Source organism: Sorangium sp. So ce367, from assembly GCF_051520455.1.
Classification (GTDB): domain Bacteria; phylum Myxococcota_A; class Polyangia; order Polyangiales; family Polyangiaceae; genus Sorangium; species Sorangium cellulosum_B.
Genome location: NZ_CP150334.1, coordinates 4,133,701 through 4,152,735, shown reverse-complemented (window position 1 = coordinate 4,152,735; position 19,035 = coordinate 4,133,701). Strand labels below are relative to the sequence as shown.

Below are 19,035 nucleotides of genomic sequence, written 5' to 3'. Positions count from 1 at the left end.
TGAGCGCCGGCGGCGCTCGATCTCTCCTCAACCACCCAATCGCGCGGCTCGAGGCCGGTCCAACCAACGGGCGATGGCTCCGATGTCTCAGCACGCCGCGCCTCTGCCGCTGAACCCGTCAGGCGCCACCATCGTCGCGCCCTCGGCGCAAGCACACCGGCGATCCGGGCCCGCGGTGATTGTGCAGCGAGTCTGCCGCTCGCCGCGTGTCCACCCGGCGGGTCCCCTCTGCGACGCCGCCGGTCGTCCGTGGCAAAAGGATTTGGTTGTTGATCCTTTTATTTTCGACGTGATATAGTCCGTCGGGCTTGGCGGTTGACCGAATTATTTAATGAATTCGAGTAGTTAGGAAGCTGTACTACCTGGGCGATCGATCGCTCGCATCGCACGGACTTCGGAAGGGATGGCGATGAACCAGGCTCGCGTGGGGCTTCTCGTTGCGGCTGCGCTGGTCGCGATGCCGCTTACGGCATCAGCTCAGCCAAAAGGGCAACCCAAGGAAATCAACCTCGACGAGCCAGAGACTCCTGCCGAAGGCACGGAGCCGGTGGAGGCGCCCGCAGCCCCTGCCGAGGGCGGCGAGACGACGGGGCTTGGGGACATCTGTGCGATCGATCCGACGGCGTGTCCCACGATCAATTTGGAGAAGGAAGCGGCGAAGGATCTCAGGAACGAGACCTACGCGGTGCAGCAGATCTACGCGCTGCGCTACCACCGCTTCGAGGTGAACCCGTACTTCGGGCTGACGATGAACGATCAGTTCGTCGGCCACAACGGGCCGGGGCTCGCGGTCAACTGGTACCTCACCAACGTCCTCGCGATCGGGGTCAACGGCAACTGGTACGGTGCCCTCAACACGCCGTCGGACTTCAACTTCCAGACGAGCAGGGCGGCGCGTATCGGCGAGCCGATCACCGAGTATCAGTGGAACGCGAATGCGAACTTCACGTACGTCCCCGCGTACGGCAAGTTCGCCGGGTTCAGCGACTTCATCTTCCACTACGACTTCTTCGTGCTGGGCGGTGTCGGCGCGATCTCGACGAGGCCCATGGCCGTCGTCGATCCCGACAACCGCACCTTCGACTGGAAGCCGAAGCTCTCGTTCCACGTCGGCGGTGGCCTCCGCATCTTCTTCAACCGCTGGTTTGCGGCGATGTTCGAGGTCAGCGACTACATCTTCTTCGACGAGCTCGAGAACCCCAGCGTCGACACGAACAACCCTCAGGACAAGAGCACCTGGCTCGCCGAGGGGAAGAGCTTCACCAACAACGTACAGGCGCAGGTCGGGCTGTCGGTCTTCCTGCCGTTCTCCTGGGAATACCGGCTGCCGAAGTGAGGACTTTGGACGCGGGGACGCGCAGACGCCGAGCGCGAGACATAGGATGATTCAGCCAAAGACGGGGACAGGCATGATGCGTCGATTCGTCCAGAGCCTCTGCACCGTGGTGGCAGGGCTTACCGGCTGTGCACTTCTGATGACGGCTGCGCCCGCTGAGGCGCAGGAGATTCAGCTCACGGGCCCTCTGGCCGGCGCGCCGGCCGTGCGGAAGCTCCGGCTCCACCGCGACGGGCGGTTCGAGGTGGCTCCAGGCGCATCGTTCACGCTGCTGGACGAGTACCGGCGGACGATCATGCCGGGCCTGCGGCTCACCTACCACTTCACGGACTGGCTCGGCTTCGGCGCCTGGGGCGGGTACGGGTTTCAGTACAACACCGGGTTGACGGACGAGCTCCAGCGCGTCGCGATCGACGGGCGTAACTGCGACACCCAGCCGTTCACGAAGGCGTGCCAGCTGACCAGGGTCAACCTGACCAAGGGCGACCTGACGAAGGATCAGCTCGGACAGATCCAGTGGGTCGCAGCGCCACAGGTCACGGTCGTTCCCTTCCGCGGAAAGCTCGCGCTGTTCGCCGAGCTCTTCGTTGACACCGACGTGAGCTTCTTCGCGGGAGCCGCGGCGATCGGCGTGAAGGAGCGCAAGGAGTGCGGCACGACCAACCAGAACGCCTGCGCGGAGACCTTCGGGCTCGAGAGCCGCATGGCCTTCGCGCCGACCTTCGGCCTCGGCTGGAACTTCTACCCGTCGGACTTCATCGGCTTCGGCGCGGAGTGGCGCGCCCTGCCGTTCGCATGGAATACTTCGGGCTTCGACAACCACGGGCTCGGAACCGACGAGGCGTTCCCTGACCGCAAGGTGGACGACAAGGACCGCGAATTCCACTTCACGAGCATGGTCACCGTGAGCCTGAGTATTCAATTCCCCACCGGCATCAAGACGACCGAGTAGACGGCTGCGCCGGCTCGCGGTGACCGAGCCGGTCCGCCCGGGATAGCTCGGGCGGGAGGCCCCCTCTACCGGGAGCCACTCTGGCGGGGTGCAGGTTCGCGTGATACGGGCTCAGCCGCTAGGCAAGCGCGTGGACGTACGAAAGTGCGCCGCAGCGAGCCGAACTACGCGGATGAGCCCGTAGCGCACGAAGATGCGCCCCGCTATAGATCGGGCCACGATCGCCGGGTAGCTCGGACCGGGCGGCGGGGACAGCCACCAGAGGTCAGCGTTGGGTATTTTCGATTTTCTCCGCAAAAGCAATCCCCCTGCCGGGGGCGCCCCCTCCGACAAGAAGGTGGCCGGGCCTGCGAAGGTCGTCGCGGACAAGCGCGCTCAGACGTACGACCGCCTTGACGCCATCCAGTCGCTCGCCGCGATGAAGAGCGCGGATGCGGCGGCGGCGCTGCTCAGGCGCTTCACGTTCTCGATCGACCCCTCCATCACGGATCAAGAGGAGAAGGATCTGGCCTTCCGGGGGATCGTCGATGCGGGCAAGGACGCGGTGCCCGCCGTGGTCGAGTTCTGCATCAAGGCCGAGGCGCTCACCTGGCCGCTCAAGATCCTGCGGGCGCTGCTCGACGACACCGGGTACCGGACCGAGCTCGTCCAGCTGCTCGACCGCTTCGACACGGAGTATGCGCGCAACGTCGAGCCGAAGCAGCAGCTCATCATGGCGCTGGGCGACATCAAGGGCGACGACGTGCGGGTGGCGGTCGAGCGGTTCCTCGACGACGTCAACGAGACGGTCCGTTTCCACGCCGTGCAGACCATCTTTTCCCAGGGCGATGAGGCGAGCGTGCCAGCGCTGGTGAAGATGCTCGCGACCGAGGAGTCGGTCCGGGTGAAGAACAAGGTCGCCGAGGGGCTGATGACCCGGGGCTGGACGGTGCCGGCCGAGCTGCGGAGCAGCGCGAGCCAGGCGCTCCAGGACTCGAACGGCTTCAGCGTGGGCTCGGACGGCAAGCTCCGGAAGGGCGCTGGATACAGCTGACCCGGCGCGCGCCGTGACAAGTCCGTTCGTCCTGCGATCAGGTTGACAGCATCACCGCACGTGGACGAAACTCCACGCCATGCTTGTTCAGCCCTCGGCGGCAGCTGAGAGCGAAGCCGCGCAGACCGGCCCGCACAAGACGAAAGCGAGCGCAGTCCGTGATTGAGCACCGCTCATGGATGGCGGAGCTTCCGTCACGACCTCGTCCCCGGCGCTCCTGCGACGCGCGCCCAGGCACGCTCGTGGGGAGCGCCCGTCGCGTCCTCCTCTGTCGCCTCCCCCTGTCACGCGCGCTCGCCGCGGCGTGCCTGCTGCCTTGCGCGCTCGCCGCGCGCAGCGCGGCCGCAGCCGACTTCGAGGTCGAGTCGACGACCGGCGTCCAGGCCTACGAGGTCGCGGGCCCCTGGGGCGACACGAACATCGAGCGGCGGCGGCTCCTTCAGACGCTGGGGCTCGCCGTCTACAACCTCCAGGGCGACTCCGCCCCAGGCGAGGCCGACTACTCGGCGACCGTGCGGCTCCGGCTCGACGCGGACTTCGGGATGAATGGCCACCTCGACGGCGCGCAGCGGGGCGGCGAGACCGACTACAGCATCGATGGCGGCTCGCGCTACATCCCTGGGCTGCGCGAGGCGCCCCTCGATCTGATGTACGCGTACGTCGAAGGGCGGAACGTCGCCAGCGGGTGGCTCGGCTTCCGGGTCGGCCGCCAGTACGTGAGCGACGTGCTCGGGTGGTGGTCGTTCGACGGCGCGCTCGTCCGGGTGACGACGCCCTACTACGTTCAACTCGAGGCGTACGGCGGGCTCGAGCAGCGCGGCGGCCTCCCGCTCTCGACATCGCGCTTCGAGCGGCAAGGGATCTGGCGCGGCAGCCACCGGGGATTCGGTGACGACCGGACGCAGCCCGGGAGCGCAGCCGATTTCCCGTCGTACCAGGAGGCCGATCTGGCGCCGGCGTTCGGCGTCGCGCTCGAGAGCGCCGGTCCGAACTACATCCACGGTCGCCTGACCTACCGCCGCGTTTACAACCTGGGAACCTCTGTCACCCAGCAGTTCCCGGATCCGGACGGAGGCGTCCGGACGTCCGATGCGTCGCGCATCTCGCAGGATCGGCTCGGGTACGCCGCCAACCTCAACAAGCCCGATCTCGGCGGCATCAAGGGCGGAGTGACCTACGACTTCTACAACCAGCTCGTCGGCTCGTTCTACGGCGGCCTGGAGGTGTACGCCGGGAGCCGGGTCACGCTGGGGGCGGACGTCGACTACTTCGTTCCGACGTTCGACGCTGACTCGATCTGGAACTGGTTCACCCACGATCCCATCACCACGATCACCGGACGGGCGGCGGTGGACATCACCCGCGAGATCGATGTCGCGGCCTGGGGCGGCACGCGGATGTGGATCGCCGAAGGCAACCCGGAGGAGTTCGGCGCTGGCCAGTGCGAGGCGGTGGAGCGACCGGGCTGCGTCGGCGTGACGTCGCTCGATCCGAACGACGGCGATCTCCGCGACTACGCGCGCGACGAGGAGAACCGCGCCACGACGATCTCGACCGATGTGCTCGCGAACCTCGCGGGCCGCTACCGCACGCGCACGACGTCGGTCGAGCTCCGCGGGATGCTGCAGACGGGGGAGCGCGGGCGGCGGACGGGGGCCGATCTCTCGGGAGAGAAGCGGCTGAGCGGGCAGCGCTACGCGCTCGGAGCGCGGATGTCGCTGTACAACTGGGAGGATCCGCTCAGGCCGGACCGGGGCGCTACGTCGTTCGGATATGTCCTCGGGGCCGGGTATCGGCCGGGCGAGGCCGCGGACTTCAAGCTCGAGTGGGAGCACGACATGAATCGGCTGGTGGGCCAGCGCTTCCGGGTCGTCGGCCTCGTGAACCTGCGGGTGGCGCCGTGAGCGAGGATCGCATGGACGCAAGACAGGACGGACGCCGCCGCGCTCGGCGAGACGAGGCGAGGTTCGTCCCTGGGTGGGTCGCGATCGTCGCGTGCCTTGGCGCGCTGGCGCTCGCGATCGTGGGCCCCGAGGCGGCTGCCCAGCCGAAGCCGCCGGCGGCAGCAGGCGACGACAGCGCCGAGGCGGCAGAGGATGACGCGGAGGAAGGCGACGCCGAGGGAGAGGCGCCCGCCAAGGCGCCGCGCGGCGGGTACACGTCGGGCCTCCACCCGATGCCCGACGACGCGGAGGTGCCGCTGGCGTGGATGCCGCCTGGGACGAGCGCGACCCCGGTCCCGAGCGACGAGATCTACCCCCCGCAGACGCTGACGATCCGGTTCAACCACAAGAAGCACGTCAAGGGGCTCAAGCAGACGTGCAAATCGTGCCACGGCGCGGCCTACACGAGCGGCGCGGTGACGGACCGGCTGCTGCCGAAGCCGAGCGAGACGTGCGACAACTGTCATGATGTCGATCACTCCGACCTCACCCAGGTGAAGGCGGGGACGAACGAGAACGGACAGTGTGTGTACTGCCATATCGGGGAGAACGCTGGCAGCGACGGAAAGGTGGCGCCGCTCGTGCTGCCGCACGCGAACCTCCGCTTCCCTCACGCGAAGCACGTGAGCCGGAACATCAAGTGCAGCCAGTGCCACGGCCGCGTCGACCGGATCGAGCTCGCTACCCGTGATCAGCTGCCGCGCATGGCCGGCTGCTTCACGTGCCACAACATGAGCGGCGCGGCCCAGGGTGAGGCGAAGAGCGACTGCGACGTCTGCCACCTGACGCGCCCTGACGGGCGGCTCGTGACGGCGTTCGCCACGGGCGATCTGCTGCCGCCCGCGTGGCTGCACAGCGCGGGGCACACGCCCGACTGGCTCGAGCGGCACAAGCAGATCGCCGCCAACGACAGCGCCTTCTGCGGGTCATGCCACAGCGCGAACTACTGCACCGACTGCCACGACGGGAAGATCCGTCCGCGCAACGTCCACCCGAACGACTTCCTCTCGATGCACCCGCAAGCGGCCCGGCAGGACAATCCTCGCTGCGTGAGCTGCCATCAGGAGCAGACGTTCTGTGCGGACTGTCACCGGCGGACGGGCGTGGCGCGCGACGCGCCGAGCGCAGCGCGGCCTGCAGGACGCCGCTTCCATCCCCCGCCGGCGGAGTGGACCACGGCGCCGCGGAGCGCGAAGCACCACGCCTGGGAAGCAGAGCGAAACCTGAATGCGTGCGTTTCCTGCCACACCGAGCGGGACTGCGCGACCTGCCACGCGACGCGCGGGGCGTCAGGCGGGCAAGGGCTGAACCCGCACCCGCTCGGGTTCGAGAGCAAGTGCAAGACGGCGTTCTCCCGGAACCCGCGTCCGTGCCTGGTGTGCCATCAGTCGAGCGACAGGTTCGTGCAGCGGTGCCAATGAAAAGTCAAAATCCGTCAGTATATTCCTTGCCCTGGCCTTCCAGCGACGGGTATAGCGAAGTGCGCGCGGCTTCCCTAACGATCGCCGCGAACGCCAAGGAGAACGGGCGTGAAGGAGCTGATCAAGTACCTGATCGACAACCTCTATCTCGATTTCCAAGGGGAAATCACGCTGGAGACAGTGCGGGGCTTCCTCCGCGAGGACGACGGACGGGAGGCACGCCAACTTTTGTCGAAGCTCATCGAGGAGAAAGGGGTAGACGACATGCTGATCACGCTGGCCGACTGTCTCAAGGAGCACATTCAGTCCGGGGTAAACGAGAAGGTCGTCCGCGAGCAGCTCTCGCTCTACTCCGAGAGCTGAGCACGCTGGCTCGCGCCACACGCCTCACCCCCCTCCCCCTCTGCCTGCAGGCGGCCCTCGTGACGGCCGGCTGCGACGTGGGGGAGGCCATGCTCCAGCCGATCGACGCCCCTCCTGTCCAGCTGATCGAGGCACGCGCCACGACCAGCCTCGACCAGAACTACCAGCCCGTCCGCACCGCGCTCGATCCCGCCGGCACGACCGAGGTCCTGTCGACCGCTAGCTTCGTGCTGAAGTTCGATCGTTACCTGCTGCCGAGCTCGGTGAGCGCCACGGTCGGCGCCGAATCCGTGTGCGTCTCGGGCGATCTGGCGACGGTCCAGACCTACGCGGACTGCGTCAATCCGATCGCCCTGGCGCCCACGTACAACCCTGTCCAGCGGGAGGTCATCTTCCGCCAGATCGAAGGCACGCCGGGCCTGGTTCCCGGGACCCGGTATGCGCTGACGGTCTTCAAGCCGGCGGACGAGGCTGCGCCGTCCGGCATCCGCGCGTTCGACGGCGCGCCCCTCGGCGGCAACACGCGCATCGAGTTCTCCGTCGCGGCGACGAACCCGCCTCAGGCGATGCCGGAGCGCCCGCCGAGCGGCGACTTCTTCTGCCAGCGAGACCTCGAGTGCGTCACGGCCACGGCGGCTTGCCAGGGAGACGCTCCCATGGATCCGACGTGCGTCACCTGCGTGAGGGGCGCCGCGTACTACCTCTTCTACGGCTGCTTCGGGTGCCACAACGGCGCGAGCGCCGCCGCAGGGTTGGACCTGAACCTGGGCACGGCGTTCAACCAGCTCGATCCGCTGCTCGAGACCGCGATCGGGCGCACCGCGCACCAGACCCAGATAGGCGAGAAGGCGCACGTGGGGGAGGCATCCCCGGAGCGCTTCGGCAGGGCCATGCCGCTCATCGACCCGGGAAACCCGGGGAACAGCTACCTGCTCTACAAGATCCTCATCGGGCAGAGCGCGGTCGACCCCTCTTTGCCCGCCGATGCGGCGGAGAAGCTCCGCCACGAGAACGAGCGGCTGCAGGCGGCGTTCGTGGTGGGGATGCCGATGCCGCCCCCGCCTGCAAACCCGATATTCTGGTTCCATCCCCAGGGGCCGGACGATCAGAACACAACGCCCTACGTGGACGGCATGGACATCCTGTCCGCGTGGATCCTCAACGGCGCCGCGCCGCGAGACTGCTCCGCCCCGGCTGCCTCGCCCTGACGGCGCTCGCGGAACGTCACATCACGCGATTCCGCCCGGCCTTCTTCGCATGGTAGAGCCGCTCGTCGGCGCGGCGGTAGAGCTCCATCGGCGAGACCGGCGCGTCCGGCGTGACGCCGGCGACCCCGAAGCTCGCGGTGACGGCGACCTCGCCCTCCTCGAAGCGGAACGGCGTGCGCTCCACGAGCGCGCGCAGCTTCTCGGCCACCAGGCGAGCGCCGTCGACGGCGATTTCCGGCACGAGCAGGGCGAACTCCTCCCCGCCGACGCGCGCGAGGATGTCGTCGCGGCGGACGTTCGCCGCGGCGAGCGCGGCCATCTGGCGGAGCACGGCGTCGCCCGTGAGGTGCCCGCGGGTGTCGTTGATGTTCTTGAAGTGATCGATGTCGAACATGATAAGCGCGAGGTGGCGATGGTAGCGACAAGCCCGCGACACCTCGCGCTCCAGCGCGACCTCGAAGGAGCGCTTGTTGTGGACCTGCGTCAGACCGTCGAAGGTCATCAGCCGGTAGATCTCCTCGTGATACGAGAGCTCGACGTTCCCACCCTGGATGAACTTGAAGATCGTCCGGCCGATCTTCACCTGGTCACCGTCTTTGAGGGCGCGCTCATCGACGGAGACGTCGTTCACATAGGTGCCATTCGTCGAGCCGAGATCGCGGACAACGTAGCTCATCCCCGTCCAGGAGATGCGCGCATGGCGCCGGCTCACCGCGTCGTCGTCGAGCGGGATATCGGTCTGTATCGCGCGCCCACACTCGATCGCCCCGGTCCCTAGCGCGATGCGGCGCCCGAGCTCGGTGCCGTAGATCACCACCAGGCACGCGGTGCCCGGCGCCGCCGGCAGCACCGGCGGGGCGATCGCGGTGCAGGTGACGAGCGTCTGCCGATGATCGTTCTCTTGCTTCGCCACGCTAGGGGACCCAAGTACACCAGAGCCGACGTGCTAGGGCAACGCGCGTCGCGCGTCGGACATGGTAGGCTTCGGCCATGAAACACTGCGGTTTCGCGCAGATGTGTGTCGCTGCCACGATGGTCGCCGGGCTCGCCGTTCCTCTGAGCGGGTGTGGCACGAGCTCGCCCCCGATCGACGAGGGCGACGCCGCGCCCGCGCCGCAACAACCCGAGACCGTCACGAGCTTTCCGGAGGCTCCGCCGCTCCCGGGCGAGACCGAGTGCAAGGTCGTCGTCACGACGGGGATCCCCGTCACGTCGGCGCAACACGTGGCCACGTGCGCGCCTGTCCAGTACGCGACCAACCCGCCGAGCGGCGGAGATCACTGGGGCCTGTGGGCCGAGTACAAGCGCTTCGAGTCCGAGGTCCCGCGCGAGGTGTACGTCCACAACCTCGAGCACGGCGCGATCGTCCTCGCGTACCGGTGCGCCTCGTCCGGCTGCGCAGAGGTGAAGGCGGTGCTCGACGAGGTGCGGGCCGAGGCCGCCTCCGATCCGAAGTGCCTCATGGTGCCGGGAGGGCCGGAGGCGCGCCTCGTGATGACGCCCGACAGCGCGCTGGACACGCCGGTCGCGGCCGCGGCCTGGGGCGCGACGTACACCGCGACGTGCCTCGACAAAGCGTCGCTCGCGCGCTTCGTGGCGGACCACTACGGCAAGGGCCCGGAAGACACCTGCAGCGACGCGGGGGCCGTCGATATCGATCTGCCAGACGGCGGCGCGCCGAGCTGCGGTGACGGATCGGGCGGAGGCGGGGCAGGCGGGGCAGGCGCGGCGGGGGGCGCTGCGCCGGATCCGTAACCGGGTTGACAGGTGGCTCCTTGCCCGGGAGCATTCCGGGGATGAGCGAGCCGTCGACCGTGACACCTCGGTTGGCAGAGCGCTTCCGGCTGCTGGACGCCGCGGGGTCCGGCGGGTCGGCCGAGGTCTGGAGGGCCGTCGATCAGGAGCGCGGCGGCTTGGTGGCGCTCAAGCTCGAGGCGCGCGGGCGCGGAGCGTCCGCGGCGCAGCGCGCCTCCGTGCGGCGGGTGCTCGGCCGCGAGGCGCTGCACGCGGCGCTGGCGCTCTCGCCGCGGCTGCCAGAGCTCGTCGACGTCGGGTGGCTCGCGGCGCCACCTGGCGTCGCGCGCGTCGAGGGCGCCGCCGGCGAGGAGCGGCGCGCGTTCGTCGCGATGCGCTGGATCGAAGGGCGAGCCGTCGCCGACGCCCTGCGCGGGCTGCCCCCTGGCGAGCGCGCGGCGCTCGCGCTCGCCGCCGCGCGCGACGCGGGCGAGGCGCTCGCCGACCTGCACGGCATCGGCCTGGCGCACGGAGACCTCAAGCCGGAGAACCTGATCCTGACGCCGGAGGGGCGGATCGCGGTGATCGACCTGGGGCTCGCCTGCTCGATCCACGAGACGTCCGTGGACGGGGCGACGCTGCGGTACATCGCGCGCGGAGACGCGGAGCTCGGAGACGCGCGGGCGAGGGACCTGCTCGCGCTGGGGACGCTGCTCGCCGAGATCGCCTTCCCCGGCGTGGCGGACGCGGACGATCCGATCGGAGCGGCGCGGGCCGCGTCGGCCGCGGAGAGCGCGGCCGGGCCGCCGCTCGACGCGATCTGCCGGGCGCTCCTCTCGCCCTCCCCCGCGGCGCGCCCGTCGTCCGCGTGGGTCACCGAGTCGGCCCGCGCCGCGATCGCCGGCGCGCAGCGGGCGCGGCCCCCGTTCGCCGCGCCCGCCGCGGGGCGCGCCGGCCGCGACGCGGGGGCGCCCGGCGCAGAGCGCGATCGACAGGACCGCGACGCGCGCCGCGTGCGCGCCGCCTACCTGCGCCTGCGGCGACACGAGCTCGAGGCGGCGCTCGGGGTGCGCGACGATGTCGCCCCCTGGCTCGTGGACGCGTTCGCGGTGGTCGAGCGGGTGCGCGCGCTCTCCGGCGCGTCGCTCCGCGCGAGCGACGGCGCGGCGCGCGTGGGCCCGCCGCAGAGCGACGCGGCGTGGCTGGGGCGGCTCGGGCCGGACCGCGTCGCGCGGTGGCTCACCGCGCTCGCGGGGACGAGCGCGGCGGCGTGGCCGATGGGGCCGCTCGCGTCTGCGCCGGAGAGGGCGCTCGCGGACGCGCTCGTCGCGCTCGCGCGGCAGGTCTCGCCGCGCGCCTGGACGTTCGCGAACATCGAGGCGGCCGTGCTGGGAACCCCGGGGAGCAGCGCGCGGCGGCGGGCGAGCGCGGCGCCGAAGGACCGCGGAGCGGCCGAGGGCGCCGCCGAAGCGCACGCCCTCGGCGCGGCGGAGGCGGCGGCGCTGGCGCTCGCGATCGCGCGGGTGCCGCCGGATCCGCTCGCGCTCGAGGCGATCGAGCAGCGCGACGACGCGCCGGCCAGCCTCGTCGTCGCGGCGGCCAACGCGCTCCGGCTGCACGGCGACGCCGGGCGCGCGCGGAGCCTGATGCTGCGCTCGTGCGTTCGCGGCGCGACGGAGGCCGCGGCGCTCGCGGCGGAGGTGCTGCGGCGCGCCGGCGATCGCGCCCTCGCGGAGGAGCGCGCGCGCGCCGCGATCGACGCCGGCGCGGACCCGGAGGGGCGCGCGCGCGCGGTGCTCGCGCGCGTCGCGATCGACGCGGGGGCGCTGGAGGCGGCCGACGCGCTCGCCGGGGACGCGGTCACGGCGCCGCTCTGCGAGGTGCGCGCGCTGCTCGCCGTGCTGCGCGGCGACACCGCGCGGGCGCTGTCGGAGGTGGCGCGCGGCGAGGCGCTCGCGAGCTCCGTCGAGGAGCTGGCGCGGATGGCCGCCGTGCGCGGCTACGCGTGGCACGCGAGCGATCCGGAGCGAGCGCACGCGTCGTTCAGCGCCGCGGTCGACTACGCCGTCCGCGCCGGCGCGGTGGTCGAGGAGGCGACCTACCGGACCGGCGAGGCGGCGGCGGCGGTGGATCTCGGCGATCTCGACGGCGCGATCGCGACCTCGACCCGCGCGGCGCTGCTCTGGGAGCACCTCGGCCGGCCGGCGCAGGGCTCCCGGGCGCTGCTCGCCTGCGCCGCCGCCTACGCCACCGCGGGCCTGGTGCACGAGACCTGCCGGACCGCCGAGGACGCCATCGCGCGGGCCCGCGACGCGGGCGACGCGAAGGCGGAGGCCTACGCGCTCTGGGCCATCGCCGACGTGGTCGCCGCGCGGGGCGACGGCGTCGTGAGCGCGGACGCCGGATCGCACGTCGACCCGCGCGCGGCGGCGGCGCGCGCGGCGGCGCTCCTCGCCGGAGGCTCCGCGGACGACACGCTCCGGGCGGCCGCGCGGCTCCTCCGCCACGGCGCGGGCGAGCTCGATGGAGCCCGCGTCGAGGAGCTCGACGAGCTCGCCAACGGCCCGGAGCCCGCGGCGGCGTCGCGGCTCGATTGGTGGGGAGCGCGCGCCGCGATCGCGCTCGCCGCGGACGACGTCGGCGCCGCGGACGACGTCGGCGCCGCGACCGCCGCGGACGACGCGCCGCGCGGCCCGGCGGGCGCGTCGGCGTGGCGCGGCCGCAGCGACCGCATCCTCGCCGCGATCGCCGCGATCGCGGGCGCCCGCGCCTCGATCGCGGCGCGCGGCCCAGCGCTGGCCGCGGCGCACGCGCTGGCCGTCAGGGCCGGGCAGACGGACGTCGCGCACCGGGTGCTCGCGGCGCTCGCCGACGCCGCGCGCGAGCTCTGCGGGCGCACCGCCGGCGCAGGCTCGGCGGGCGCCTCCGCTGCGTCGCCAGGGGCGTCGGCGCTCTCCGGCGCGGTCCGGTCGCTCCCGTGGGTCGTCCGCGCGCGGGCGCTGCAGGAGAGCGGGCTTCGGCCCGAGCAGGCGCGCGATCTGGAGGCCCTCGTCGGCGCGCTCGGCGAGCGCGAGCGGCTCGCGCCGCTGCTCGACCGGGTCGTCGACGCGCTCGTGCTCTGGACGGGGGTCGAGCGGGGGCTCCTGCTCCTGCGCGCCCCGAACGGGCGCCTCGTCCCGCGGGCCGCGCGCAACCTGGCGCGCTCGAGCCTCGGCGCGGAGCAGCTCGCGCTGTCGGAGACGCTCGCGCGCCGCGCCCTGGAGGCGCGCGAGCCGGTGGTCGCGGTCGACGCGGCGGGGGAGCTGCCGAGCGTGCACCACAGCGTGCACGCGCTGAAGCTGCGGAGCGTGCTGGCCGTCCCGCTCGTGGCGCGCGGCGAGGCGCTCGGCGTCGTCTACCTCGACGACCGCGTGCGCCGCGGCGCGTTCGGCGCGCAGGAGCTGCGGTGGGCGCGCGCCATCGCGTCGGTCGCGGCGCTGGCGATCTCCGACGCGCGCGCGCAGGTCGAGCTGCGCCGGGCGGCGCGCCGCGCGGAGCGCGCCTCGTCGCGCCTCGCCGAGGAGCTCGCGCGGCGCGAGGCGGAGCTCGACGCCGCGGCGCTCGAGCTCGCCAGGGCGCGCGGCGGCCGCGACACGCGCTACCGGTACGACGCCATCATCGGCGAGAGCGAGCCGCTGCGCGCGATGCTGCGCCTCGTCGATCGGGTGACCGCCTCCGAGGTGCCGGTGCTCGTGTGCGGCGAGTCCGGCAGCGGCAAGGAGCTCGTGGCGCGGGCCATCCACCACAACGGCCCGCGCGCCGCGCACGCGTTCGTGAGCGAGAACTGCGGCGCGATCCCCGAAGGGCTCCTCGAGTCGGCGCTCTTCGGGCACGTGCGCGGCGCGTTCACGGGCGCGGATCGCCCGCGCGCCGGGCTCTTCGAGGTGGCCGATCGGGGCACGCTGTTCCTCGACGAGATCGGCGAGATGAGCCTCGCGATGCAGACGAAGCTGCTGCGGGTCATCGAGGACGGCCTCGTGAGGCCGATCGGCTCCGAGCGGGCGCGCAAGGTCGACGTGCGCGTCATCGCCGCGACCCACCGGGATCTGGAGGCGCTCGTCCGGGCCCGCGCATTCCGGGAGGATCTGCTCTACAGGCTGAACATCATCACGATCCGGGTTCCGCCGCTGCGCGAGCGCGCGACGGACGTGCCGCTCATCGTCCAGCACCTCGTCGAGAAGCACAGCCGCGGCTCGGTCCGGGTCACGCGCGGGGCGATGGAGCGCCTCTCGGCCTGCGCGTGGCCGGGCAACGTGCGCCAGCTGGAGAACGAGATCCGGCGGGCGATCGTGCTCTGCGACGGGACCATCGATCGGGAGCACCTCTCCCCGGAGATCGCGCACGGCGGCAACGCGACGCCCCGCGAGCTCGGCCTCAACGTCCGAGCGAGGATCGACGCGCTGGAGACGGAGCTCGTGCGCGACGCGCTCGAGCGCACGCGCGGGAACCAGACGCAGGCCGCCAAGCTGCTGGGCCTGTCCAGGTTCGGCCTTCAGAAGATGATCAAGCGGCTCGCCATCGAGGCGTGAGGAGGGCGCGAGCGGGTCACCTCGACTTCACGAGGGCGCCCGCGTCGCGCAAGACCGCGTCGATCCCGTCGTCGTTCGCCTCGTAGTAGCCGCGGATCACGCCCTGCTGGTCGACCAGCACGAGGCGCTCGCCATGGAAGATGCTGAAGAGGCCAGGGCTCGACTCCTTCTTGCCCATGGCGATCTTGAAGCCGTCGAGGACCGTCGACTCTATCTGATCGAGGGGGCCTGTCAGGAACGTCCAGCGCTCGAGCGGGAGCCGCTGCGACGCCGCGTAGGCCGCGAGCACCGCCGGGGTGTCGTTCTCCGGATCGACGGTGAATGTCACGAGGTGGAGCGCGTCACCGAGATCGCGGCCTCGGCGCTCGATCTCGCTCATGCGCTGCGTGAGCTTGGGACAGACGGTCGGGCAGGTCGTGAAGATGAAGTCCGCGATCCACACGCGGCCCCGGAGCTGCTCCAGCCCGAACCGCGCGCCCCGCTGATCCGTGAGCTCGAAGGCGGGCAGAGGGATGCGGATCGCGGGCGTCTCCGCCGCTTGGCCGTGGAGCGCGCGCCCGGCGACCCCGATGGTGATGAGCGCCACGAGCCCGACCAGCGCGAGGAGCGCGGCCCAGAACACCGGTGTGCCCACGAGCCCGCGGCGCCGAGTCCTCCCCGCGTCGCCGCGGTCGGACGGAAGCGATTGGCCGGTCGGCTCCGCAGGCGACAGAGCGCCGTTCGTGTGGCGCGTGGGCTCCGTTGAGACCATCCGGTGACGCTTAAGGGCCTGTCGCCAGTGAGTCAAGGCGACGAGGCGCCGCTCAGGCGCCGATCATCAGCGCAGCGAAGAGGAGCACCAGGTAGACCATGGAGGCGAAGAAGACCTGACGCGCCCAGCGAGCGCCGGTGCCCGCGCGGAGACCGTAGACGCCGAGCCCGAAGAACGCCCCGCCGAGGAGGATCGCGGCGCCGAGGTAGACAGGGCCCGCCACGCCGAGCGGGACGAACAGCACCGAGGACAGCACGAGCAGCGCCAGGTAGCCGACGATGTGGCGCCGTGTCGTGAGATCGCCCTTCTCGAGCGGCAGCACCTTGAGCCCCGCGCGCTGGTACTCGTCCTGACGGAAGAGCGAAATCGCGAGGAAATGCGGGATCTGCCAGAGGAACATGACAGCGAAGAGCAGGAAGCCGGGCGCGTCGATCTGCCCTGTGACGCTCGTCCACCCGAGCAGCGGCGGGATGGCGCCGGGGATCGCGCCGATCGGCAGCGACAGCGTCGTCCTGCGCTTGAGCGGGGTATAGACGAGGACGTAGCTGAGCAGCGCCACCGCGGCGAGCACGCCCGTGATCGCGTTCACCCCGAGAAACAGCACCGGAATCGAGGCGGCCGAGAGCGCGATCCCGAACCAGAGCGCCAGCTCCGGCGAAAGCCGCCGCGCCGGCAAGGGGCGGCTCCGCGTCCGCGCCATCAGCAGATCGGTGTCGCGCTCGATGTACATGTTGAGCGCGTTGGCGCCGGACACGACGAGCGCCGTCCCCAGCAACGCCAGCGCGAGCTGCGCCGGCGGCACCGCCGCGCGCTCGATCGCGGCCTCTCCCGCCAGTCCGGCGCGGAGATAGCGGCTCGCGACCCACATGCCGCCGAGCATCGTCGCGACCACCATCCTCGTGATGCGCGGCTTGGTGAGGCTCACGAGATCGGCCGCTCCCTTGAGCAGCGGGCGCGCGCTGGTGGGGACCGCACAGCCGCCGCCCTCGGATGGCTCGGCCTGGCGAACGTAAGGGACCGGGGCCCGCTCGGCGGCCGGCTCGACGCTCATGGTCACGCGCGCACCTCGCTGCTGTACCCGGCGCCCGCGCCGCGCGCTCGCGCGACATCTCCGAAGATCCCTGGTCTCGGGACAGCTACACTGAAAAACGACGTCATCACCGGAGCGCGGGAGGCGGGAGAAAACAGCATCGGGGCCGGGAGACTAGCGCGCACAACACGGCTCGGGGAGTCGAGTTCGTCAGTTGTCGCCCGCCTCCCTTTAGGGCACGAGTCGCCTTGCGGCAACCGTCGTGGCGTGCTCATCCGTTCTTTGCGCGTCGAGTGAGCCTGGAAAGGTCGCTCCACCGCGCCGCTCGCCGCCAGCCGGGCGGCCCGGGGCGGGGCGACGCCTGCTGCAGGCGCTGCCATGGATCTCACCAAAGGCCCTTGAGCTCGTCCTTGTTTTCCGCCGGCTCAGGCTCGGTGCCGGCGTACGTGAACGTGACCTGGGCGGGCTTGTCGTCCGTGACCGTGACGTCGGCCGTCTTCAGGCCATGGTGCGGGTGCCACGCCTCGAGCTTGTACTTGCCGGCAGGGACCTTCTCGATCGTGAACGAGCCGTCATCGCCGCTCACCGCGAAGAAGGGGTGATCCGTCACCACGACAAAGCCGCGCATCCACGGGTGGACGTCGCAGGTGAGCTTGATGATGCCGTCCTTCCACGCCTTCGTCAGCGGCGCGGCGCCCCCCGGCTGCGCCTGGTTGAACAGCGTCTCAGAGCCCTTGTAGGTGTGCACGTTGTGCAGCGTCCGATCGCTGTTCTTGATGTCGACCTGCTGCTCGGAGACCACGCCCTGGATGCGCGGCACATACATGCAGTCCTGCTGGTCGACCACCGCGTGCGCGTCGGGCGCCTTCCAGCTGCCCGGCACGCCTCCGACCGCGATGCGGACGAAGGTGTCCTTGAGCTTGCCATCGTTGACGACAACAGCGTTGTACAGGACATCTTTGTCCTGGCAGACCGGGGCGTCCTTGCGCGCGGTGGGGACCTTCATCTCTACCGGCTTGCCGGTGAACTTGACGATCCCCTTGATGATCCCCTTGCCCGCGGGGGCCGCCGGGGCGGCCTCCTGCGCCGTGGCCTTCGGCGCTTCAGACCCCTGCGGGGCCGCGGCGGGCTTCTCGACCGAGGCCGCCGGGGGCGCCGCCGTGGTGGCGGTCGCGGCCGTGCCGCCGCTGGGCCTCGAGGGCTCCTCGGGGCACCCTGCGAGCGCCAGCGCGGTGAGCGCGAGAGCAGAGAGCGAGGCGAGATCGCGACGATGCATGAGGACTCTCCCGCGCCCGCGGCGCGCCACGCGAGCCTGGTTCGCGCCCCTCCGAGCCTGACCTGGCCTTTTGAGGAGGGACCGTCTGGACCGGGCGGCGGCTCCCACCGCGTCCTTCTGGCGAGCAGCGGGTGGAATGCCGCGCGCTGTTCTTCCGCACAGCGAGGGCGTGCTTAACGAGTGTCGTCGCTCGCGTCAACCTGACGCGCCGCCGGTGATGTCCGGCTTCCCGGCGCCCGGGAGCGAGCTCGAGGTGCGCTCGCGCTCGTTCGCGAGCATGGCCGCCCAGAGGCCGCGCTCGTCGCGGGCCGCGAGCGCGATGCAGAGGGCGGCGATCACCAGCGACAGCGCGCCGAGCGGCACCTCCGGGGCGCTGCCCGCGACGAGCAGCAGCGCGAGCGCGCCGCCCAGCGCTGGCAGCCGCGGCGGGGCGACGAGCGCGAGCGCGACGACCACCACCGAGAGGGCGGCGACGAAGAGCTGGATCGAGAGCGGCACGACCGGAGCGGGGCGGGTGAGCAGCCGGTCGAGCGCGCGGCGGAAGAGCGCCTCGACCATCGATGCGTCGTCGGCGGCGCCCGCGAGCGCCGCCCGCGTGGCGAACAGCGCCGACGCGAGCGCCACCAGCGAGAGCGGGCTCACGAGGCGCGGCGGCGGCGGCTCGGCGTCACGCGGCCGCGCCTCGCGGCCCGCGCCGAGCGCGACCGTCGCCGCGAGGACGGCCAGCGCATCGAGGGCGAACGCGGCGGTCGCGACAGAGCTCGTCGCGCCGGCGAGCGCCTTCGAGCCGCGGTCGTTCGCCCAGACGGCCAGGAGGACGCCGGCGAGCCGCACGAGCGCGGAGGCGCCGATGAGCCCGAGCGCGGCAGCGACCGGACGCACGAACGGGACGCGGAGCGCCTCCCACGCGCTGCCGAGCGCGAGGATCGCGGCGCTCACGCCGATGAGCGCGGCGGACAGATCGGGCACGCGCTGCACGGTCGCGTGCAGCACGACCAGGATGACGAAGCTGCCCGCGACGATCGCGCCGATCCGCAGCGCGTACGGGACGCGGCTCCGCACGACCGCGCTGATCAGCGCCATCGCGACGACGATGGCGCCGATCGCGAAGAGCTGCGAGGCGCCGGCGCCGGCGAGCTCGATCGTGTGGACAGCGCGCTCGATGCCCACCGCCAGGCCGACCATCGCCGGCGCGACCATGCGGCCGAGGATCATCGCGAGCAGGGCGAGGACGGCGAGCGGCCGGATGAGCGCGAGCACAGGCAGGCCGGCGAGCGGAGGCCGCCCGGCGGCGGAGGACCGGCGCTCGGCGGGCGGAGGCTCGCCGCCCTCCTCGCGACGGGGCGAGGCAGCGGTGTCCGGCGCGGCGGAGGGAGGAGGGCCTTCGGGTGGGAGATCGATGGTGAGGAGCATGAAGAAC

The 19,035-nt window shown here is 71.6% G+C and carries 14 protein-coding genes; 9 read left to right on the top strand and 5 right to left on the bottom strand.

Features of this window, described 5'->3' with window-relative positions:
* The first annotated feature begins 547 nt into the window (after positions 1-547).
* The 7 genes from WME97_RS15955 to WME97_RS15925 all read left to right on the top strand — a co-directional run bounded on the left by WME97_RS15955 (position 548) and on the right by WME97_RS15925 (position 8,256).
* A complete protein-coding gene (locus WME97_RS15955; protein WP_437552767.1) occupies positions 548-1,336 on the top strand; it encodes an outer membrane beta-barrel domain-containing protein in 789 nt (262 codons plus the stop codon).
* Between the two features lie 73 nt (positions 1,337-1,409).
* Complete coding sequence (locus WME97_RS15950) at positions 1,410-2,288, top strand: hypothetical protein (RefSeq protein WP_437552766.1); 879 nt, start codon at positions 1,410-1,412, stop codon at positions 2,286-2,288.
* Positions 2,289-2,559: 271 nt separating this feature from the next.
* Positions 2,560-3,321, top strand: a complete 762-nt coding sequence (locus tag WME97_RS15945) for a HEAT repeat domain-containing protein (RefSeq protein WP_437552765.1) — start codon at positions 2,560-2,562, stop codon at positions 3,319-3,321.
* A gap of 242 nt (positions 3,322-3,563) precedes the next feature.
* Positions 3,564-5,225 (top strand): hypothetical protein, encoded by a 1,662-nt coding sequence (locus WME97_RS15940; RefSeq protein ID WP_437552764.1) that lies wholly within the window; start codon positions 3,564-3,566, stop codon positions 5,223-5,225.
* Positions 5,226-5,236: 11 nt separating this feature from the next.
* Entirely contained in the window at positions 5,237-6,685 is a 1,449-nt protein-coding gene (locus WME97_RS15935; RefSeq protein WP_437552763.1) for a cytochrome c3 family protein, read from the top strand.
* Positions 6,686-6,793: 108 nt separating this feature from the next.
* On the top strand, positions 6,794-7,048 hold the full coding sequence (locus WME97_RS15930; RefSeq protein WP_044964942.1) for a hypothetical protein: 255 nt from the start codon (positions 6,794-6,796) through the stop codon (positions 7,046-7,048).
* Between the two features lie 59 nt (positions 7,049-7,107).
* On the top strand, positions 7,108-8,256 hold the full coding sequence (locus WME97_RS15925) for a hypothetical protein (protein WP_437552762.1): 1,149 nt from the start codon (positions 7,108-7,110) through the stop codon (positions 8,254-8,256).
* A gap of 16 nt (positions 8,257-8,272) precedes the next feature.
* Here the strand turns inward: WME97_RS15925 and WME97_RS15920 are convergent, their stop codons facing one another.
* A complete protein-coding gene (locus WME97_RS15920; RefSeq protein ID WP_437552761.1) occupies positions 8,273-9,169 on the bottom strand; it encodes a diguanylate cyclase in 897 nt (298 codons plus the stop codon).
* A 77-nt stretch (positions 9,170-9,246) separates the two neighbouring features.
* Here WME97_RS15920 and WME97_RS15915 point away from each other — a divergent pair, with 77 nt between their 5' ends.
* The gene (locus WME97_RS15915; RefSeq protein WP_437552760.1) at positions 9,247-10,011 is read left to right on the top strand and encodes a DUF3105 domain-containing protein; all 765 of its coding nucleotides are present in this window, start codon (positions 9,247-9,249) and stop codon (positions 10,009-10,011) included.
* Positions 10,012-10,052: 41 nt separating this feature from the next.
* Positions 10,053-14,558 (top strand): sigma 54-interacting transcriptional regulator, encoded by a 4,506-nt coding sequence (locus WME97_RS15910; RefSeq protein WP_437552759.1) that lies wholly within the window; start codon positions 10,053-10,055, stop codon positions 14,556-14,558.
* 16 nt (positions 14,559-14,574) lie between these two features.
* Here the strand turns inward: WME97_RS15910 and WME97_RS15905 are convergent, their stop codons facing one another.
* From WME97_RS15905 to WME97_RS15890, 4 genes are all read right to left on the bottom strand, one after another.
* Complete coding sequence (locus WME97_RS15905; protein ID WP_437552758.1) at positions 14,575-15,309, bottom strand: SCO family protein; 735 nt, start codon at positions 15,307-15,309, stop codon at positions 14,575-14,577.
* 52 nt (positions 15,310-15,361) lie between these two features.
* Positions 15,362-16,360 (bottom strand): heme o synthase, encoded by a 999-nt coding sequence (gene cyoE / locus WME97_RS15900; protein ID WP_437552757.1) that lies wholly within the window; start codon positions 16,358-16,360, stop codon positions 15,362-15,364.
* A 364-nt stretch (positions 16,361-16,724) separates the two neighbouring features.
* Positions 16,725-17,615, bottom strand: coding sequence for a carboxypeptidase regulatory-like domain-containing protein (locus tag WME97_RS15895; RefSeq protein WP_437552756.1), 891 nt, complete (start codon positions 17,613-17,615; stop codon positions 16,725-16,727).
* Positions 17,616-17,810: 195 nt separating this feature from the next.
* The gene (locus WME97_RS15890) at positions 17,811-19,028 is read right to left on the bottom strand and encodes a hypothetical protein (RefSeq protein WP_437552755.1); all 1,218 of its coding nucleotides are present in this window, start codon (positions 19,026-19,028) and stop codon (positions 17,811-17,813) included.
* Positions 19,029-19,035: the final 7 nt, after the last annotated feature.

Bases quoted from the DNA above. Each gene is read 5' to 3' on its own strand.
- WME97_RS15905 (WP_437552758.1), bottom strand. From the start codon at position 15,309: ATGGTCTCAACGGAGCCCACGCGCCACACGAACGGCGCTCTGTCGCCT.
- WME97_RS15935 (WP_437552763.1), top strand. From the start codon at position 5,237: ATGGACGCAAGACAGGACGGACGCCGCCGCGCTCGGCGAGACGAGGCG.
- WME97_RS15915 (WP_437552760.1), top strand. From the start codon at position 9,247: ATGAAACACTGCGGTTTCGCGCAGATGTGTGTCGCTGCCACGATGGTC.
- WME97_RS15950 (WP_437552766.1), top strand. From the start codon at position 1,410: ATGATGCGTCGATTCGTCCAGAGCCTCTGCACCGTGGTGGCAGGGCTT.
- WME97_RS15895 (WP_437552756.1), bottom strand. From the start codon at position 17,615: ATGCATCGTCGCGATCTCGCCTCGCTCTCTGCTCTCGCGCTCACCGCG.
- cyoE (WP_437552757.1), bottom strand. From the start codon at position 16,360: ATGAGCGTCGAGCCGGCCGCCGAGCGGGCCCCGGTCCCTTACGTTCGC.
- WME97_RS15910 (WP_437552759.1), top strand. From the start codon at position 10,053: ATGAGCGAGCCGTCGACCGTGACACCTCGGTTGGCAGAGCGCTTCCGG.
- WME97_RS15890 (WP_437552755.1), bottom strand. From the start codon at position 19,028: ATGCTCCTCACCATCGATCTCCCACCCGAAGGCCCTCCTCCCTCCGCC.